Genomic DNA, 20,499 nt, shown 5'->3' with positions numbered 1-20,499 from the left:
AGATTAGGAGGAAAAAATGAACACCTTAGAAAAAAATGTGGATGAAAAATATGATGGATATAAGATAAGAGAGTTTTTAAAAGAAGAAATGGAGCTTTCTTCAAGACTTATAAGAAAATCAGCTTTAGAAAAAAGAATCCTTGTAAATGAAAAACCTGTAAAGATGAACTTTAAAATAAAAAAGGATGATAATATAAAGGTTGTATTAGATAGGAAAGAAACTCAAGATATAGCTCCAGAAGAAATTGATATAGAAGTTGTATATGAAGATGGAAATCTTTTAGTTTTAAATAAAAAGCCATTTATGGTTGTACATCCAACTAAAAGTTATCAATCAGGAACATTAGCTAATGGTGTTATGAATCATTTTAAGATAACAGGTCAAGATTGCATAGTAAGACTTGCTAATAGGTTAGATATGAATACATCTGGTCTTGTGATAGTGGCTAAAAATCAATTTGCACATATGGCACTTTCAAATTCTATGCAAAGAGATGAAGTTACTAAAAAGTATTTAGCTGTAGTACATGGACATTTAGAAAATGAAAGTGGTACAGTAGATGCTCCTATATATAGAGTTCCAAAAGAAGATAAAGAAGGTTATGAAATAAAAAGAGTTATTGATGAAAAAGGTCAAAGAAGTGTAACTCATTATAAGGTTGTAGAAAGATTAAAAGATGCAGACTTAGTTGAATGTACTTTAGAAACTGGAAGAACTCATCAAATAAGAGTTCATATGGCTCATTTAGGTCATTCTATCTTTGGAGACTTTCTTTATGGATATGGTGATGATGAAAAAGATTTAATCGAAAGGCAAGCATTGCATGCTTATAGTTTAAGTTTTGAAGAGCCTAAAGACAAGAAAATGCTAGAATTAAAAGCAGAACTTCCAGAAGATATAATAGAGCTTATAGATAAATTAAAATAAAAAAGTGTGGCTACTTTGAAAAAAGGAGCCACACTTTAATAATATATTTAATTTTTTCGAACATTCTTAGTTAGCTTTCTCCATTTTCTCTTCCTATCAAATTTATCTTTTTTAGATAATACAATTCTCCATATTAAGAATAGACCAAATAATAAACTACCTAATATGATTAAAGCCTTAGCAGGTTGATTGATAAAAAATTCTTTTAAAGCGATACTTGCATTAAAGGTTCTATCCTTACCACTAAGAATGTTTACTTGACCAACTTCTAAACCATCTATAACAACAGTTCCTTTAGCAACTAAATCATTCTTCTTTAAAGATTTTGATTTTAAATTATTTGGTAAATCAAAGTTGATTTTAGGTTCAGGCATATCAGAAGCGGTTTTAGTATATATAAAATCATCTTCTAAAATTAAAGGAAGAGTATTATTTTTAGTTAGCTTAAGTTCTTCAACAATATAATCTTTAGAGAATAAAGTAACATTCTCACTTGTATTAAAAGCAAAATCTAAAAGGCTAGCAACTTCTTTAAAATTTTTATTTTTATCTTCTGCTTTAATAAAAGATGCAACTAAAGTTCTGCCATCTTTTTTTGCAGAAACAGTATAAGTATGTCTTGCTGTATCTGTATAACCAGTTTTTCCAGCTAAAGCATACTTGTAGTAAAGTTTTGAATCCTTATTTATAAGATGATTATGATTATTAGCATATCTTTCATATCCATCTAGATTACTAGCAGCTAATTTCTTTGTAGGTAAAGTAGCTATTCTAATAAAATCATCGTATTGTATTGCTTCTTTTAGCATAAGAGATAAATCATAAGCTGTAGTTATATGCTGAGAATTTGGTAATCCGCTAGCATTAAGAAAATTTGTATTTTTACAACCAATTTCAATAGCTCTTTTATTCATAAGCTTCGCAAATTCTTCTTCACTTCCTGCAATATGCTCAGCTAAAGCTAAAGCACAATCATTACCTGACTCAAGCATAAGTCCTGTTAGAAGATCTTCTACAGTGAAAATTTCCCCTTCTTTTAATCCAATAGAACTACCTTCAGCATATGGTGGCTTTTTACCTACTGTAACCTCATCATGTAAATTAGTATTTTCCAATACTAAAAGAGCAGTCATAACTTTAGTTGTAGAAGCTGGAAACTGCTTTTTATCTCCATTTTTTGAGTAGATAACTTGTCCTGTATCCGCATCGATTACTATAGCTGAATCTGCTGAAACTGATGGTGGTTTAATAGTTTGTGCATATGTAGTAATGTCTGAATTTAGTATGTTTAACCCTAAAAAAATTCCTAAAAGACAAAGGAATTTGTAAAAAAAATTAAATTTTCTCATAAAATCTCCTCAAAAATCATAGTTTATGACAATATTTTAACAGAAAAGTTACAAAATTTCTATAATTAATTAAATAATAAGTGATAATGATAGCATAAAGTTTGATAATTATAGGATATAATGTACAATAGAGATTAAATTAAATAGAAAAGGGCTGGTGACGTAAAATGATAAAATTGACTAATTACGCAAAAACAGCTGGTTGAGCAGCTAAAATAGAGCCGGGGGCTCTTTCAGATATATTAAAAAGTATTCCAAAGATGATTGATGAAAATTTACTTGTAGGAATAGATACATCAGATGATGGTGCAGTATATAAGTTAAGTGAAGATATTGCACTTATACAAACTTTAGACTTTTTTACTCCTGTAGTAGATGATCCTTATTTATTTGGACAAATAGCTGCAGCAAACTCTTTAAGTGACGTTTATGCAATGGGAGGAGATCCAAAAGTTGCATTAAATATAGTATGTTTTCCAAACTGTCTTGATAGAAAGATTTTAGGAGAAATATTAAGAGGTGGAGCTGATAAAGTTTTAGAAGCTGGAGCTGTTGTTATAGGAGGTCACTCTGTTCAAGATGATGAACCTAAATATGGACTTTCAGTATCAGGAACTGTTCATCCAAGTAAAATACTTAAAAACTGTGGTTCTAAAGAAGGAGATATATTAATAATTACTAAACCTTTAGGGACAGGGATAATTAATACAGCGGCAAAAGGTGAAGTAGCATCTGAAGAAAGTATAGATGAAGCTGTAAAATGGATGGTACTTTTAAATAAATATGCTGGTGAAATAGTTAGAAAATATGAATTAACTGCATGTACTGATATAACAGGATTTGGACTTATGGGACATTTAAATGAAATGGCAGATGGTTCAGAGACTTCATATGAGTTATATAAAGAAAGCATTCCATATATAAATGCAGCAAAAGAATATGCTAATATGGGAATCATACCAGTTGGAGCATATCAAAATAAAAATTATATAAAAGATAAATATGTTTTAGAAAATGTAGAGCCATCTCTTGAAGATATATTATTTGATCCACAAACATCAGGTGGACTTTTAGTTACGTGTAATGAAGAAGAAGGTAATAAAATTCTAAAAGAGTTTAGAGAAAAAAATATAGAGGCTTGGGTTATAGGTCGAGCTATAAAAAAAGAAAAATATAATATTATAGTAAAATAAAATTAGTGCTGTCTTTAAGGCAGCCTTTTAAATTTTAAGGAAAATTACATTTTTATGGGGAGATTATGGGATATAATAAGTTAGCAAACCTTTAAAAATATGACATAGAATGATATAATATGCGTAAATATATTAACAAATTATTCATTTATAGGATTTTATAGATATATTTTAAGGGGGATAAATTTATGAGAAAAAAAACAATACTTGGATTAATTATGGTAACTACTTTAATGGGGACATTAGTAGCTTGTGGAGCAAAGGATGGAAAAGAAACGGGAAGCATAACTATAGAGAATACTAGAGAAGTTGGAGAAAATGAAAAAACTAACGGATTAACAGGCGAGTGGGCATCAAAGGAATTTACATATGAGTCTTTTAAAGAAGAAGGAAATAAACTTTCAGATAAAATTCAGGCATTAAGTAGTGATTTTGGGTTACAATGTAAAGAGGATGAAAAAGTTAAAGAGATAGATGGTATAGTAGCAAATATAAAATCTATTTCTGCTGACAATTTAGATCCAGAAGAAAATAAACTTGAAAGTATGCAATTTTCAACTGAATTTCTAGGAAAATCACAAGAGGGTGGCAGATTTAAATTAAAGATGTCATTAAAGTTTGATGGAGAAAAAGCAATTCAGGATGAAAACTTCAATTTAGGAGATACATCATTAGCTAAATATATAGCTACAATAACAGGGGATGAGAATAGGGATTATTCAAATATTAATGAAAAAATAATGGAAGTAATAAAGAGCGATAAACCAGAAAGTGTTGTAGAAGATGAAGTTTATGGGCTTCATGAAGAGATAGCTATAAGTAAAGAATATATAGTCTATACTCTAGAAACAAAAGAATATAAATTTGTAAAAGAAGAATCTGGTATATAGCTATTTATTTCTAAAAAGGAGTAAATAAATGAGTAAAAAAGAGAATGTAAATGAAGAATTAGTAGAAAATGAAGTGAAAGAAAATAATGAAACTAAAACAGTAGAAATGGGAACAGAAGATTCTATTGCTAAAGTAGAAAAGGTAGAAGAAGCAACAAAGATAATAGATGAGCCAGAAGAAGTAAAAGAAAAAAAGGAAGATATAAATAAACTAGATGAAAATCCATCTATAGGAAAAAGAATATTTGCAAGTATTTTAGATCAAGCGATATTATTTGGATTATCAGCAATAGTAGTAGTTTTATTTGCACTTATAATAAAACTATTTGGATATTATATTGCATTCCCAGTACCAATGCTTCTTATAGCATATGTAGTATTAAACATACTATACTTACCTGTATTTGAAAAAAATAAAGGTAGATCAATTGGAAAAAGAATATTAGGAATACTTTAATTTTAAGATAGGAGCTTTTTATGGGCAGAAGAAGAGGAAAACAACCAGAAATGATTGTGAAAATAGAGAAAACTGAGTTTCCATCAGTAGGTGTTTCACATTATGAAGATAAAAAAATATACGTAAAAAACTGTTTCCCAGGACAAGAGATAAAGGGAAGAGTTAAGAAAAGAAGAGAAGGATATAGAGAGCTTAAATTAATGGAAGTTTTAGAAAAAGCACCATATGAAATAGAAGCAAAATGTCCTCACTTTGAAGATTGTGGTGGATGTTCATCACAAAACTTAACTTATGAAAAACAAATAGAACTTTTAAGTGATGAAGTTTTAGAACTTTTCAAAAATGCAGAAGTAACTACAGGAGAATATGAAGGAGTTGCAGGAAGCATAAAGCAATGGGAATATAGAAACAAAATGGAATTCACATTTGGAGATATGGAAAAAGGCGGAGAACTTTGTGTGGGAATGCACATGAAGGGTAAAAGCTTTGGAATTATAACTGTAGACCAATGTAAAATAATAGATGAAGATTTTAGAAAAATAATAACTGCAACAGTAAATTATTTTAAAGATAAAAACTTAGATTATTATAGAGTAATGAAAAGAACAGGGTTCTTAAGACATCTAATGATAAGAAAAGCAGAAAATACAGGAGAAATCTTAGTTAATCTTATAACAACAACACAAGAAGACTTTGATTTAAATCCATGGTGTGAAGTTATAAAAGCATTAGACTTTAAAGGAACATTAGTATCAGTATTACACACAGAAAATGATTCATTCTCTGATGCAGTAATATGTGATAAATTAAATCTTCTATATGGAAGAGATTATATAATGGAAGAACTTTTAGGATTAAAATTTAAGATATCACCATTCTCATTCTTCCAAACAAATACTAAAGGGGCAGAAAGTCTTTATAGTATAGTAAGAGAATATATTGGAGATTCAGAAAATAAGGTAGTATTTGACCTTTACTGTGGAACAGGAACAATAGGTCAAATAGTAGCTCCAAAAGCTGAGAAAGTAGTTGGAATAGAGCTTATAGCAGAAGCTGTGGAAGCAGCAAAAGAAAATGCTAAATTGAATGGACTAGAAAACTGTACATTTATAGCTGGAGACGTAGCGGAAACAATAAAAACAGTTACAGATAAACCAGATATAATAATCCTAGATCCACCAAGAAGTGGAGTACATCCAAAAGCAATGGATTACGTAATAAAATTCAATGCAAAAGAAATAATATATGTATCATGTAACCCTAAAACACTAGTAACAGATCTAAAAGTTTTAGAAGCAGCAGGATATAAAATAGAAAAGACAAGAGTTAAGGATATGTTCCCTAACACACCACATGCGGAAACTGTAGTGAAAATGTCTAAATAAGTAAACAGAATCAAGTAAAAGCTTGATTCTGTTTTTGTTTGAAGATTAAATAAATATAAATTAAAAATCATTTCTATATGAAGAGAAATATGCTAAAATAATTTAAATGGTACAAATTGGGAAAAATAGTAGTGCTATGTTGAAGGGGGAAATAAAGATGGGGATTAAAATAGTTACGGATAGTACATCATATATATCAAAGGAGTATATTGAGAAATACGATATAGAGGTAGCTTCTTTAAATGTTATTATGAATGGAATTAGTAGACGAGAGGTTGAAATAGATAATAGGTATTTTTATGAAGAAATGAATGAGAGCAGTGAGCTTCCAAAGTCATCTCAGCCTATGCCGCAGGAAATGGTAGATATATTTAAAAATATAGTTGAAAAAGGTGATTCCGTTGTAGGTGTATTTATATCATCAAAGATGAGCGGAACATATTCTACTGCTAATATGGCTAAAAACATGGTGCTAGAAGAATATCCAGATGCAGAAATAGTTATATTAGATTCTGAAACTAATTGTATGCAATTAGGATTTATAGCTGTACAGGCAGCACGTAGTGCAATGGAAGGAAAATCAATAGATGAAGTAATAGATGATGCTAAAAAAGTTATTAAAAGTAGTAGATTTTTATTTACTCCAGAAACTTTAGAGTATTTAAAAAAAGGTGGAAGAATAGGTACAGCAGCAACTCTATTTGGTAATATGCTTAAGGTAAAGCCTATTTTAACAATTATTGATGGTGAAACATCTATATTTAAAAAGGTTAGAACTAGAAAGAAAGCTATAGATGAAATAGTAGAAGAAACATTATCTGATATAGAAAATGGAGGCTTAGGAGATATTATTGTACATCATATAAATTGTGAAGAAGAGGGATTGAAATTAGCTAAAGTATTAGAAGAAAGATTAAATAGAAAAATAAAAATTCAATCTATAGGACCGGTTGTTGGATTACATGTTGGACCAGGAAGTATAGGAATTGCTTATTATAAACATTTAAAATAAAAAATGGAAAATATTAAATGAAATAGAAGAGATAGCTTTTAGTTATCTCTTTTTATTATTAGCTAGAATAATAAAGTTTAAATGAATAGTAATGGAATATAAATTGGGATTTATTTGTAATTAAAATAGAGTTTTACGATATATTAAAATTTGTTATTTCTATATATAGTGATGCTTGGATGTAAGCAATAGTGGGCTTTGAGAGGAAAATTTAAGGTGAACAAATTTAATAAAAAGTAAAATAAATTAACATTTATTTAATTAAATTCAATTCAGTGGATTTTGTTTGATAATCAAACTATTATTATATATTGTACGATAATTAAATAATAATTTTACCAAACGAAGGAGAAGTAAGAAGATGAAGAAAAAGAAATTGGCCTTAATAATCGCTATTTCCGTAGCAGGAAATTATTTTGCACCTATAAGTAGTACTGTAATTTCATATGCAGATCAGCTAAATACAAAAACAGTTCAAGCAAGCCCTTTAGAAAGTAATGATATCGACTTTTATAACATTTGGGGAGGTAATTCGGTTAAATTAGAGTTTAATACAGCAACTATGAAAATGGAAGCTACTAGAGAAAGTGGAGATCTAGGTAATGGAAACAACACATATATGCAACTATTTTTATATAATTCTAAGGAAAATAAAGTTGAAATAAATCAAGCAGTAGAAGATGGTAGTAGTACTAACTTAGCAGATTTATTAAATTCTAAATCATTTAATTATGGAGATGTAATTGGAATCGATTTTGAAGAGGGGACTAATGCTCCTAATATAGAAAATAAAGGAACTATTCAAAAGAATGAAATGGTTTACTATAAAATAACTCAAAATGGATTGGAAAAATATACTCCAAATATTAAAGTTAATCCTTTTGCAATTTTAACTGGAGATAAAGTTACAGAGGGAAGTATCTCTGGAACAGGGAAAGCTAATTCGCAAGTTACAGCATCAATAAATGGACAAACATTTACTGGAATGACAAATGCAGAAGGAAATTTTAGTTTAAATGTAACTGACAATAATGGTTTTAATTCAAATACTAAAGTTAGCTTAGAAGTACCATCAGAAATTGGAATGATGAATAAAAATATTAGTCCAGTATTAAGTAATAATGTATCTTTAAATAAATCAAATATTCAAATTATAAATGGATGGGGAACGCCAGCAGGTAATATTGGATTTAATCCTCTTACAATGAAGATGGAAGTATCAGAATATAATGCATACTTAGGGCATAATGGCAGCAATTTTTTAAATATAACAGTGTATAATCCAACTACTGGAGAAATTGCATATAGCGGTAATCTTAATGGAAATGATAATACTTCAGCATTAAGTAACCTTTTGAATGGTAAAAGTTTTAATTATGGTGATGTAGTAGCTATTTCACATGATGGAAGTCAAGGACAAGTATCTATAAATAATGGAAATAGTGTTGTATCTAATGATAATAATGGAATAGCTTATTTTGAAATAACAGAACAAGGGTTAGTTCAAAATGGGGTAAAGGCAATACAAGTAAATCCTTTAGCAATATTAGGAGAGGGGAATCCGAATTTATCTAAAACAGAGGTTACAGGAAAGGCAAATCCTAATACAGAAGTTACAGTAGTAGTTGATGGAAAAGCATTTACAGGGATATCAAATGAGAATGGAAATTATAGTGTTAGTATTTCAAGTTCAACACCATTTACAGAAAAAACTAATATACTAGTTTTTTCAAAGGGGCTAGGAATGACTACTATAACCCCAGTACAAAGTAATGGAGTGGAGATTCAATCTTCAAATATTCAAATTACAAATGGATGGGGAACACCAGCAGGAGAGATTAGCTTTAATCCATTTACAATGAAAATGGAAGTATCACAATACAATGCGTATTTAGGACGTACTGGTAATGAATTTTTAAATATAACAGTATATAATCCAGCTAATGGAGAAATTGTTTATAGTGGTAGCTTTAATGGAAATGATAATACGTCAGCATTAAATAATCTTTTAAATGGTAAAACTTTTAGTTATGGAGATATAGTATCTATTTCTCATGATGCAAATCAAGGTCAGGTAGCTATAAATAATGGCGCGACAACTATATCAAATGATAATAGTGGGACTTCATCTTTTGAAATAACAGAAAAAGGGTTTGTTAAGAATACAAATAAATCGCTTCAGGTAAATCCATTAGATATATTAGGTAATGGAAATCCTGATTTAGACACAACTAACGTAACAGGGAAGACAAAACCGAATACCCAAGTTGTAGCACAAGTAGATGGGAAAATATTCACAGGCACATCGAATGCAAGTGGAGAATATAGTATCAAAATCTCAGGAACAAAACCTTTTACAGAAGAAACAAATATATTTATTTATGCAAAGAATGTAGGAATAACTGAAGTAAATCCAACAGAAAATAGTAAAGTATTACTTCAATCTTCAAATATTCAAATTATAAATGCATGGGGAACACCAGCAGGAAAAATTGGATTTAATCCAGTTACTATGAAAATGAGTGTATCACAATATAATAACTATTTGGGGAGTAATGGTAATAATTTTTTAAATATATCTGTATATAATCTAAAAAAAGAAAAAGCAATAAATCAAGGAAGCTTTAAAGGAAATGATAATACATCAGCATTGAATAACATTTTAAATGGAAAATCATTTAATTATGGAGATGTAATAGCAATTTCACATGATAGTAGTCAAGGAAAAATATCTATAAATAATGGGAAAACTACTATATCAAATGATGATAATGGAATTTCATACTTTGAAATAACAGAAGGTGGGTTGATGCCTTTTAAAGAAAATTTAACTGTAAATCCATTTGATGTATTAAATGGAACAAACCCTACTGAAGGAACGCTTACAGGAAAGACATTACCAAACCAAGAAGTTAATATTTTAGTAAATGGAGAAAAGTTTAAAACTACAACTAATTCAAAGGGAGATTTTAGCTTAAATTTAGTAGATAAAAATGTATTTAATGGAAATGTAAAAATAGAAGTATCAACTAAAGGATGTATACCAATAACTATTACACCAACAGCTCCTGCCAATTTAGAAATTGGACAAGAAAATATAGATCTTCCAAATAACGCATTAGGAACAGCTCAAAATATATCATTTAATCCAACTACTATGACTATTAATGAATACGGAAATTCATTTTTAGGAGAACTGATAAATCCAGATAACGGTCAAGTTATATCAAGTATTGGAAATAGTAATTTTAGTGTATTTAATTCTAAAAATGATTTGAATGGATCTACTTTTAAATATGGAGATATAATTACTGTATATGAACCAGAAGAATCTTATTTATCAGATGGATCAGTTGAATTACGTAGTAATCAATCAAAGAATTCAACAACAACTGATATAAATGCAGTAGGAAAATTTCAATCATATACTATAGAGCCACAAGGATTAGTGCCAGTAGCAAATGAAAATTTAACAAATGTTTTAGCAGAATATGTAGGAAATTCAGAGATAAATATTACAGGAAACACTACACCTAATACAAATGTAAGTCTATATTATGGTAGTAGTTTAAATATGAGTAAAGATGTAAAATCTAATGCAAAAGGAGAATTTACATTACAATTACCAATAGCAGATGCACAGCTTGGTACACAAGTAGAAGCATATGTAAATAAAGATAATATACAAAGTACTTTGGTAACTTATGATAGTAAAAAATATAATACATCAAATAGTATCCAAATAATAAATAATGCGAATTTCCCTGTTATAGGATTACAATTTAATTATATTAATAATGAAATTGAAGCTAATGTAAATCAATATTATAAAATATATGCAGGTGTATTCTATGGAAATAAAATGAATATAAGTCTTTTATCAAAAGATGGTCAAGTAATAAAAAGTGTTACATCAAGCAATCCAGGAGAGATACAATCTTTTGCGAATGAATTAAATAATTTGAAATTTACTCCAGGTGATATTTTAAAAGTTCAATATGATAAAAATTATGTTCAAACAGATGTTATGCAAGATGGCAAAGAGATAGGAAATACTAGTGGAGCAACTGAATACTTTGAAATAACTAATAAAGGATTAGTCAATTTAACAGAGAAATTTGTAACTATAAATCCATTAGAAATAATAAATGGAAGTAAAATTACAGAAGCTACATTAACAGGAAAAGCAGGAAAAGATGAAGATGTTACAGTTAATATAAATGGAAAGGACTTTACAGGAAAGACAAACTCAAATGGAGAATATAGCATAAAGATTTCCGATGAAAATGGCTTTACATTAAATACAAATATTAACGTTTCTGCTAATGGATATTTACAATCAAATATTAATCCTTCTTATTCAAGTAGTGTAAGATTACAAAATAGTTCTATTAATTGCTATATAAATGGATATACTTTTGAAATGAGTAATATTGCAAGTAAGATTGGATTTAATATAGAAAACCAAACTTTTACAGTTCATAATTATACAAATAGTTTAGGAAATGGACAAAGCTCATTATTTAATTTATCTTTATATAATTCAAATGGACAAGAAATATATAATAGAGAGTTTAATAATGGTTCAATTAATTCAATTTCAGAGGCTTTAAATGGTAAAAAATATGAGTATGGAGATATTATAGGATTATCATTTAATTCAGCAACATATAAACCGGTTGTATTAAATGGAACTAATATTATTGGAAATATAAATGGTAATAAAGAATATTTTGAAATAACACCAAGCGGATTAGTTAGAGTAAATTTTGGAGAAAAAGCAAGTACAACAAATGTTACTTGGAATAATGGAAATCTTCAAATTACAGCAAATTTAGGACAAGGTAATTCAAAAGAATTCTTAGATGCTAATAAAAATATTGTATTAGTTAACTCAAATAATGGAGCAATTGCATCAGAGAAGATGACTTCTTCAAAAGATGGGCAAGTTGTTCGAGGAGATTTAAGTAAAGAAGCTTTACAAAAGATTGAAGAGGGGAATAAATATAAAATTGAAATACAAGCAGATGGAAAGCTAGTACCAATAACTATAAATTCTAGTACTCCAAGTTTTGGTGAATATGTATTATCAGGAAATTCTTCAAATGAATTAATGATTAATTTAAAAGGAAAGCAATATGTAACTTTAACGAATCAAAAGGAAATAGGAACATATGCAAATACCTTAAATGAAAATATTCAAAAGATAAATAGTCAAAATGTAAACTTTAATGTAAATTCAGATGCAAAAAATAGTGTTATAGCATCGGAATTTATTAATAAAGTTGGGCTTCAAAATCTAGAGGATTTCTATGGAGAAAATAGTCAAAATGCAGCATTTTTAAATTGGGTTTTAAATAATACTACGGCTATGGAAGAATTCTTAGGAGGACCAAATCCAAATGCCACATATGAGCCAGAAGATCAACCAAATGCAACATATATAGATTGTATAAAAGTATGGTCAAATATTTGGAACACATATACAAATTCTCATTATGGATTTAATTTAAAATTAGCTATTGCAGTAGCACTTACAAATGGACAACCGATAAGGGCATATCCAGCAGGAACACCAGTTGGTAGTCCAGTTCAAAGATATAATATATTCCAAACTTTAAATAAAGAGGGTGGAATGTTACCAGAGTTTAGTACTTTAGATGTAAGTCATTTATGTTTTATCACTAATATAGATATAGCAAATAATCAAATTATAGATATGAGAAATGTACTTCTTCAAAATCATAATGGACTTATTGGAGAAGGAACACTTCATAATGGAGCATATACAATAAATTACAATACAAGAAATCCATATACAGGAGCAAGTGTATTTGGAAATAACTTTTATGGACCAAATCCTAATATTTATAGTGTATGGTATGTAGGAGGAGTTTGTGGAGCAACAGGTATGATGGGAGGAGCTGTAGAAAAAGTATTTGGGATTCCAGCAACTCAAACACCACAAACAGGACACAATGCATTTATATGGTATGATTCGCAGATTAACCAATGGGAAATTGGAAATGCTGTCGATGGATGGTCTACAACTTATGATGCAGATATGAGTACTTGGTCAAGTTCAATAGCACCAGGAAATAATGTTGCATCATATAATTTATTATATCAAGCTGCAGATAATGGAACTTTAGCTGAATCTAATATGTATAAATATTTAGCAACAACTCAAACATCATATGAATCTAAGGTGCAAGATTTACAAAAAGCAATAAAAGTAAATTCGTTAAATCTTGGAGCATGGATTGATTTAGTTAATTTAGAAAAGAGCAATTCAAATACCACAATTACTCAATATAATGGTTTGGTAAATAGTATAATTAAGACTTTTAATGATTATCCAATGCCAATGTATGATTTATTGCTTCAATTAAAAGACATATACATGACAAAAGGAACACAAGAAGATTTTAATAATTATGTTAATACAATAACTAGTACATTGAATAATGAAGTAAATGCAAATTTACCACAAAGTCAAAGTTCAGTAGCTTCTTATTTATTAACTCAAATGCAAGGAAATGGTCTTTATTTAGGAGATAATGAATTAGGAAATTCATCTATTATTATAAATAATGTTTGGAATTGTAATATTGCAGATATAGGATTTAATCCTCAAAACAACACTATTACAGTAGCACAAGGTGGAAATGCAACAAATCCATATGGAACAGCAGAAGCTTTTTCATTAAAACTAGAAAATAGTGAAGGTAAAGTAATAAAGGAAATTACACTTAATGAGTGCAATTATAATGCAAGTCAAGATATTGCAAATGTATTTAATGGAGCTAAATACTCGTATGGAGATAAAATTGTTATAGATTATTTAAATTCATCTTTAATTAGTGCAAATAATGTAGTTTTAGCAAATGAACAAAAAGGAAATATAGCATTAAAACAAGGAGTAGCTACAACAGAAACTCTATATATTACAACTAGAGGATTAACTGTGAATTCATCAAATGAAGTAAAGAAGACAGTATCAAAACCAGCTACAACAGGATCAAATGTGAGTAATTCCACAACTAAATCAAGAACTAATAATACAGAAAATACTATAAAACAAGCATTAATAAATGCAATAAATGAAGGGAAAGAAAAGCTAAGCAGTAAGGAGTATACAGCAGAAAGTAATGCTACTTTACAAAGAATGCTTAATATAGCAGAATCTATAAACAATAATAGTAACTCAACAACAGAACAAGTACAAGAGATAACAGAATTATTAACTAATACTATGAATGAATTAATTAAAAATCCTGTAACACAAGATGAATCTATATTAAAAACAGAAATTCAAAATGCACAAAATACTATAAATAATGGAAGTAAAAATGGATGTTTTGGATATACAGAAGTTTCATTAAACCTATTAAAAAATGCAATGAATGAAGGAAGTAAGTTATTAATTGGTTCGAATGTAACAGAGGTGCAAATTACTACGGCAATAAATAATATTAAAGTGAGATTAAGTGCATTAAAGAGTAACGTAGAACCTTTAGGTAATGCAATTAAAGATGGAAATGCTAAGCTGATATCAAAAGTAGATTATACTGCAGCTAGTAAAGAAAACTTAAAAAATGCAATTGCGGTAGGAAATAAGATAATGAGTAATAATTTAGTAACATTAGTACAAGTAAAAGATGCAACTAATGCTATTGAAAATGCTATAACTAAGCTAGAAGTTGTTAAAAATAATGGAGCATCAGCAACTAAACCTTATATAGTTAAATTTACAAGTGCATTAAATAGTGTAGTTAATATACTTTCAAATCCAAAAGAAACAGAAACATATACTGCAGAAAGCATAAAATTATTACAACAAAGACTTGAGGTAGGAAATTATATTATAGAAAATAATTATCCAGAAGAGCAAACTATAGAAGCAACTAATTTAATTAATTATGCATTAAGTATAATTAAAAAGAGACCAGAACTAAATACATTAGTTAATACAGTAACTAATGCACAAAATAAATTAAAAGATTCATCTAAATATACATCGAAAAGTGTTGAAAATTTAAATGGAGATATAGTGAGTGGAGAAAAGGTTATAGCTAATACTAACTCTACAAAGCAAGAAGTAAATAAAGCAAATGAAAATATAGAGAATGGAATGAAGGGGTTAGAAAACAAATCAAACTCAATTTGGGGTTCAATTTGGAACTATATAACATCTTTATTTTAAGAAAAATTAAATAAGTGAAAAAAGGAGTGGGATAGAAATATTTCGCTCCTTTTTCTATATTAAAATGATAATTTATTCCAAAATATGTAATTAAAATAGTATAATAAAGAAAAGAGTAAGTTTAAAGTAGGAGGGAGAGTTTTGGAGAAAAAAAATCAAGAGACAGAAAAATTTAAGGGGATAGAGGAATTAAAAAGAGTGAGAGAAGAACTAGAAGAAAATATAAGAACTATAAAAAATGAACTAAAAATAAAGAGAAAAGAAAATTTAATAAATAAACTAAATGAAGAAATAAAAAAATATGAGGAGATTCAATATTTAATAATAATGAAGAGTAATTAAATATTGAAAAGTTAGGTATTTAAAAAATAAACTAAGTCATATAATACAATAAAAGAGAATATATATAAAAGAAGAAAAAAGCGAGGTAGAATAAATATTATTTATGAGGGGAGAAATATTATGAAAGATTTAAAAAAGTATCCACATATACATGAAGAATGTAAATGTGGGTGTGAAGAACATAAACATGAAGAGGTGGTATGTCATTGCGGATGTGCTGAACATGCACATAATCATGAACATACTCACACTCATGAAGAGTGCAACTGTGGATGTGAAGAACATAGTCATGTAAAAGAAGTATGTCATTGTGGATGTAAGGAACATAAACATACACATTAAGAATTTAATAGTAGTAAAAGCCAAGCATATAAAAGCTTGGCCTTTTTCATATTAAATAGTTGGGTTTAAAATTATGTGATTTTGTTTGCAACTTGAATTTGCGAAAAGTAAAAGTATAAAAGAAATAGTAACAAATACTAAAATCAGTATCCAACTAGTTACAAAGCCTAAATTGCTAGAAACTATAGCAAATAATGTAGATCCAATTGAAAAACCAATAGCGAACATAAAGTTTATTAAGCTTAATATCTTAGAAAAGTTTTTTCCTTTAAAAAAATAGCTTGATAGATAAGAAGGACCCATCATGTATGAATAGACAGAAAGTCCTTTTGTTATAGCAAAGATATAAGCAAAGATTGGAGAAAAAATTGATAAAATTAATGCAATATTAGATAAAGCAGTTAAAATAAATGCAATTATCAAAGTTTTAGTTGTACCAATTTTATCGAAAAGAATACCACCAACTAAATTTCCTATTAAAGAAAATATAGCAAATAGTGCACCAATATTACCTAAAAAGGTGAGAGATACATCTTTATAGCTAGTAACTGTTTTCATTAAATGTCTTAAATAATTGGGATATTGGATTGATAATGCAGCCATAGCAAGCCCCATAAATATAAAGCCTATTGAGAAAAATATAAAAGTTTTGCTTTTAAACATTTCTCTAGCAGGAATTTTTTCCATAGTTGTTTTATGTTCTACATTTGGATTAATACTTCTTTGTTCACTAATAAGATTTTTCTTATCTAATTTTTTAAAATCTAAAAAAATTAATGTGAATAATACACTAGTAATTGTAGATATCAATCCAAAAACTACATAGGTTAATCTAAATCCTTTCATTGTTAATAAATATACGACAACCTCTTGCAAAACGATATTTCCGATAGAACCACCAGCAAAAGCTAGGCTTAGAGCACTACCTTTAGTTTTTTCGTTAAAATATGTGTTGATAATAGTTGGAATTCCTATAGCAGAAAAGGTTAATGTTCCAATTTGAACAATGGCAGAAATAATATAGAATTCCATTAAAGTTCTTGCAAACCCAAAAGATAAGAAGCCAATTCCGGATAATAGACATCCTGCAATAAACAATATTTTTGGGTGAACCTTTGTATATAAATTTCCAACGAAAGGAGAAGATAGGGCTGATACAAGAGTTCCAATTGTAAATATAAGAGAGAAGCCAGTCAATGAAAAATTACAGCCTTTTGTTACATAACTAATAAATTGTGGTTGTATATTAGAGGCAATACTGAAAGGGATAGCCTGTATTAACATACATCCAATTATAATCTTTATATTTAAATATTTTCCTTTTGAATTTTCTAGATTTATTTGGGATGATTTCATGTACTCATCTCCTTTAGTTTAGATTTAAAGAAAAAAGCTAGATTATCTAATTGTTAGATAAAGCTAGCTCTTTAACCATTTTATGCAGTTACTTTACTAAGCTCTGCTTTTTGTCTACGTTTCATAACACTAATTGATGTTAATAGAAGACCATATCCGACTACTAAGAATACAATCATAGCAATCCATGCAACTTTAAATCCTATTGATTGAGCAAAAGCACCAAAGATTACTGAACCTAAAGCAAATCCTATAGCAAATAGTAAACTCATAGTTCCTAAGTTAACACTGGCATCTTTTCTACCAAATACATCTGTAGAAAGGAATGCAGGTCCTGACATATATGAGAATACACATAATCCATAACAAATAGAGAATAGAAATGCAAAACCATGAGAACTTCCAGCAAGTAACATTCCGATAATAGATAATCCTTGGAATATGAAAGCAAGTATCATAGCTTTAAAACTACCTATTTTATCAAATAAAGCTCCACCACCTACATTTCCAATTAAGCAGAATAAAGCAAATACCGATCCTAAAATTCCTATTAAATGAGCATCTAAATGCAATTGCATTCTAAAGTATGAAGCATATTGAGTACTACATGCTGAAATAGCAATACCAATAAAGGCATATCCAGTAGCAAATAACCAAAAATATTTTTCTTTTCTTGTAGCAGCAGCACCAGGACCTTCATAAACTACTGCTTTAGAAGTAGTAGAATTTTCTTGAGTTTTTTCACTAGTAACTTCTTCGATTTCTCCTTGTTTAGGAATTCTTACAAATAGTAGAACAATAACTAAACTAAAAATAAGAGAAATTATTCCAAAAAGAATGTATGAAAAAGATTCACCATGGCTACCTAAAATGTTTGAAACGATTGGTTGTAAAAATACATTACCTATTGATCCACCAGCAAAGGCAATTCCTAAAGCTTTACCTCTACCAGTTGTAGGAAACCAACTACCAATTAAGAATGGAATACCTAATCCTGAGAATAATACGCATCCAACTTGCATTATAGCAGATAAGATATAGAACTCAGGTAAGTTTGTGGCAAGTCCCATTCCTAAGAATCCTAAACTAGATAAAACTGTACCAATTATAAATAATATCTTTAAATTCACTTTCCCAAATAACTTACCCAAAAATGGAGAACAAACAGAGGATGCTAAAGCTCCAAAAGTAAATATAAGAGAGAAAGCTGCTAATGAAAATGAAAAATGTTTAACAACATAAGGAATAAATAGAGGTTGTATATTTTGAGCAACACCAAAAGGTATTGCTTGAATAATCATTGCGATAAAAATCATGAAAATTTTTCTTTTACTATTGCTTGTATGTGTAGTAGACACTGATCCCATTAAAATCACACCTTTCTTTTAATGAGGTTCCTTATTTAACTTAGTATATTTAAATAAAGAACCTATTTATTTTAAAGTTTAAATAGAAATATTAATTTTGATAATTAATTTTTAATTTATCTTCATAAGGAAATAAAATTAATTCAGAACTATTTAAATCTACGTTATTCATATTTATGGCATTGATACTGTTATTGTCATAAGTATTATAATAATAGATTCCTTCTTCTAAGTTCATACTTGACGTATAAATTGTTATGTCACTCATATTTTGAGGGGTTCTTACTGAGCCTCTTACCATAGCAACATTATTTAAAATATGGAAAAATTCATTAACATCCATTAATGTACTATCATTTGCTAAAGCAAAATGTCTTAAAAAAGCAACTCTTACAAATCTAGAAGCTGGAGTAAAATCACCAGGTAAGCCAATTGCACCAACACCTTGTCCGAGTGGATTTAATTCTTGATGACTCCATTGAGCATTAGTAGATTGATCTGCATATATACCTAAATATTGTCTTAAATTAGTTAAATGCCAATCAAAGGTTGGAGAATTAGTTAGTACACCAACAGTATTATCAAATACTTTTAAACCATCTTTAGTTTTTTCAATTACAATACTTTCACCTGTTTTATCAGTAACCATCCAGTGAAGAGTTGGGATTGGAGTATCTGCATTGAAAGGCGTATCCATAATATTAATATTTTTAATTTGTTCTTTTACCTCAGATACATTTGCAAAATGAGAAACTACCCAAAACATAAAATCATAAACTGAAACGTTTATTTTATCATCTCTTTTTTTAGGCTCATAATAAGCAAATCCAGGAAAGTTTAATCCAGCTACTGCTAAGCCTTTCTCATTCATTCCATCTGCTAACATTGGATGATTTTCCATAACAGTCATCATTCCTATAACTGCATATTTAGTATGACCTGTACATCCATTAGTTCTATCTTCATATTCAAAATTTCTTGGAATAATACCAACAGATTGACCGAAAGTATATTCAATATCCATATTTCGTCCAAATAAATGATTACCTTCTTTAGTTTTTAATGTTAATGCTGTACACATATTAATCACGTCCTTATCATTAAATTTATATAGAAATATAATTTATTTTTATGCTTAATATTAAAGCAAGAGTTATGCCAAAAATTAAAATGGGGAGTTTAGTGAGGTTTTATAAATTTCTAGATAAGAAAAAAGATGAAATAAGTCGAAAATGCATTGTTTTAGAATATAAGCAAGTCTATAATGACTTATTATGATGTTAATAATGATTTATAAGTCAGTATTAACTTATTCTAAATGGATAGAAAAGATAGTCGGATTAAAGTTTAGTTATATTGATGTAAATTAATACAAAATTAAAATACAGTTAATCCATATCAGGGATGGGGAAGTGCTACCTACATTCTTATACTGTAGGTGGCGGAACTGCAGCTGTGTTAGTATTGGAAAACAAGATGTAGTTTATTTATTACAGCATTTAGATAAAAAATATATTGTTGCCAATATATCCTGAAAATGGAATTTGTAATTATTAGAAAATTATAAAATGCTTTAATGAGTAAGCTAAAAAGAAGCTGTTCACTATAAATGAACAGCTCAGAGTGTCGACAAAGTCGACACTCTTTCTTTTTTACTATAAAATAGATTTGG

13 protein-coding genes are annotated in these 20,499 nt (G+C 28.5%); 9 read left to right on the top strand and 4 right to left on the bottom strand.

Annotated features, from left to right (window positions below; genetic code table 11):
* Positions 1 to 16 precede the first annotated feature (16 nt).
* A complete protein-coding gene (locus Q0W06_RS08865; protein WP_297634031.1) occupies positions 17 to 928 on the top strand; it encodes an RluA family pseudouridine synthase in 912 nt (303 codons plus the stop codon).
* Positions 929 to 975: 47 nt separating this feature from the next.
* Here the strand turns inward: Q0W06_RS08865 and Q0W06_RS08860 are convergent, their stop codons facing one another.
* Positions 976 to 2,277 (bottom strand): D-alanyl-D-alanine carboxypeptidase family protein, encoded by a 1,302-nt coding sequence (locus Q0W06_RS08860; RefSeq protein WP_297634028.1) that lies wholly within the window; start codon positions 2,275 to 2,277, stop codon positions 976 to 978.
* 167 nt (positions 2,278 to 2,444) lie between these two features.
* On the opposite strand from Q0W06_RS08860, the gene selD reads away from it, so the two are divergent.
* The 8 genes from selD to Q0W06_RS08820 all read left to right on the top strand — a co-directional run bounded on the left by selD (position 2,445) and on the right by Q0W06_RS08820 (position 16,104).
* Positions 2,445 to 3,470 (top strand): selenide, water dikinase SelD, encoded by a 1,026-nt coding sequence (gene selD / locus Q0W06_RS08855; protein ID WP_297634025.1) that lies wholly within the window; start codon positions 2,445 to 2,447, stop codon positions 3,468 to 3,470.
* A gap of 188 nt (positions 3,471 to 3,658) precedes the next feature.
* A complete protein-coding gene (locus Q0W06_RS08850; RefSeq protein ID WP_297634023.1) occupies positions 3,659 to 4,360 on the top strand; it encodes a hypothetical protein in 702 nt (233 codons plus the stop codon).
* Positions 4,361 to 4,388: 28 nt separating this feature from the next.
* Complete coding sequence (locus Q0W06_RS08845; protein ID WP_297634020.1) at positions 4,389 to 4,817, top strand: RDD family protein; 429 nt, start codon at positions 4,389 to 4,391, stop codon at positions 4,815 to 4,817.
* A gap of 20 nt (positions 4,818 to 4,837) precedes the next feature.
* On the top strand, positions 4,838 to 6,202 hold the full coding sequence (gene rlmD / locus Q0W06_RS08840; protein WP_297634017.1) for a 23S rRNA (uracil(1939)-C(5))-methyltransferase RlmD: 1,365 nt from the start codon (positions 4,838 to 4,840) through the stop codon (positions 6,200 to 6,202).
* A 157-nt stretch (positions 6,203 to 6,359) separates the two neighbouring features.
* Positions 6,360 to 7,214, top strand: coding sequence for a DegV family protein (locus Q0W06_RS08835; RefSeq protein ID WP_297634014.1), 855 nt, complete (start codon positions 6,360 to 6,362; stop codon positions 7,212 to 7,214).
* A gap of 361 nt (positions 7,215 to 7,575) precedes the next feature.
* A complete protein-coding gene (locus Q0W06_RS08830) occupies positions 7,576 to 15,420 on the top strand; it encodes a hypothetical protein (protein WP_297634011.1) in 7,845 nt (2,614 codons plus the stop codon).
* Positions 15,421 to 15,561: 141 nt separating this feature from the next.
* Positions 15,562 to 15,762, top strand: a complete 201-nt coding sequence (locus Q0W06_RS08825) for a hypothetical protein (RefSeq protein WP_297634008.1) — start codon at positions 15,562 to 15,564, stop codon at positions 15,760 to 15,762.
* Positions 15,763 to 15,882: 120 nt separating this feature from the next.
* Positions 15,883 to 16,104 carry a hypothetical protein gene (locus Q0W06_RS08820; RefSeq protein WP_297634005.1) on the top strand — a complete coding sequence of 74 codons (222 nt, stop codon included), beginning with the start codon at positions 15,883 to 15,885 and terminating at the stop codon, positions 16,102 to 16,104.
* A 51-nt stretch (positions 16,105 to 16,155) separates the two neighbouring features.
* On the opposite strand, the gene Q0W06_RS08815 is transcribed toward Q0W06_RS08820, so the two are convergent.
* The 3 genes from Q0W06_RS08815 to bsh all read right to left on the bottom strand — a co-directional run bounded on the left by Q0W06_RS08815 (position 16,156) and on the right by bsh (position 19,908).
* On the bottom strand, positions 16,156 to 17,460 hold the full coding sequence (locus Q0W06_RS08815) for a conjugated bile salt MFS transporter (RefSeq protein ID WP_297634002.1): 1,305 nt from the start codon (positions 17,458 to 17,460) through the stop codon (positions 16,156 to 16,158).
* A gap of 80 nt (positions 17,461 to 17,540) precedes the next feature.
* Positions 17,541 to 18,827: a conjugated bile salt MFS transporter gene (locus Q0W06_RS08810; RefSeq protein ID WP_297633999.1), complete on the bottom strand. Its 1,287-nt coding sequence runs from the start codon at positions 18,825 to 18,827 to the stop codon at positions 17,541 to 17,543.
* Positions 18,828 to 18,918: 91 nt separating this feature from the next.
* The gene (bsh, locus tag Q0W06_RS08805) at positions 18,919 to 19,908 is read right to left on the bottom strand and encodes a choloylglycine hydrolase (RefSeq protein ID WP_297633996.1); all 990 of its coding nucleotides are present in this window, start codon (positions 19,906 to 19,908) and stop codon (positions 18,919 to 18,921) included.
* Between the last annotated feature and the right edge of the window lie 591 nt (positions 19,909 to 20,499).

Origin of the sequence: uncultured Clostridium sp. (assembly GCF_947072515.1) — a bacterium.
Taxonomy (GTDB): Bacteria; Bacillota; Clostridia; order Clostridiales; family Clostridiaceae; genus Clostridium.
Note: the sequence above shows the minus strand (reverse complement) of the source record. Positions and strands in the feature narration are given on the sequence as shown.

What these genes read in the sequence shown, in the direction of transcription:
- Q0W06_RS08865 (WP_297634031.1), top strand. Translation starts at nt 17, where the DNA reads ATGAACACCTTAGAAAAAAATGTGGATGAAAAATATGATGGATATAAG.
- Q0W06_RS08860 (WP_297634028.1), bottom strand. Translation starts at nt 2,277, where the DNA reads ATGAGAAAATTTAATTTTTTTTACAAATTCCTTTGTCTTTTAGGAATT.
- Q0W06_RS08850 (WP_297634023.1), top strand. Translation starts at nt 3,659, where the DNA reads ATGAGAAAAAAAACAATACTTGGATTAATTATGGTAACTACTTTAATG.
- Q0W06_RS08845 (WP_297634020.1), top strand. Translation starts at nt 4,389, where the DNA reads ATGAGTAAAAAAGAGAATGTAAATGAAGAATTAGTAGAAAATGAAGTG.
- rlmD (WP_297634017.1), top strand. Translation starts at nt 4,838, where the DNA reads ATGGGCAGAAGAAGAGGAAAACAACCAGAAATGATTGTGAAAATAGAG.
- Q0W06_RS08835 (WP_297634014.1), top strand. Translation starts at nt 6,360, where the DNA reads ATGGGGATTAAAATAGTTACGGATAGTACATCATATATATCAAAGGAG.
- Q0W06_RS08830 (WP_297634011.1), top strand. Translation starts at nt 7,576, where the DNA reads ATGAAGAAAAAGAAATTGGCCTTAATAATCGCTATTTCCGTAGCAGGA.
- Q0W06_RS08820 (WP_297634005.1), top strand. Translation starts at nt 15,883, where the DNA reads ATGAAAGATTTAAAAAAGTATCCACATATACATGAAGAATGTAAATGT.
- Q0W06_RS08815 (WP_297634002.1), bottom strand. Translation starts at nt 17,460, where the DNA reads ATGAAATCATCCCAAATAAATCTAGAAAATTCAAAAGGAAAATATTTA.
- Q0W06_RS08810 (WP_297633999.1), bottom strand. Translation starts at nt 18,827, where the DNA reads ATGGGATCAGTGTCTACTACACATACAAGCAATAGTAAAAGAAAAATT.
- bsh (WP_297633996.1), bottom strand. Translation starts at nt 19,908, where the DNA reads ATGTGTACAGCATTAACATTAAAAACTAAAGAAGGTAATCATTTATTT.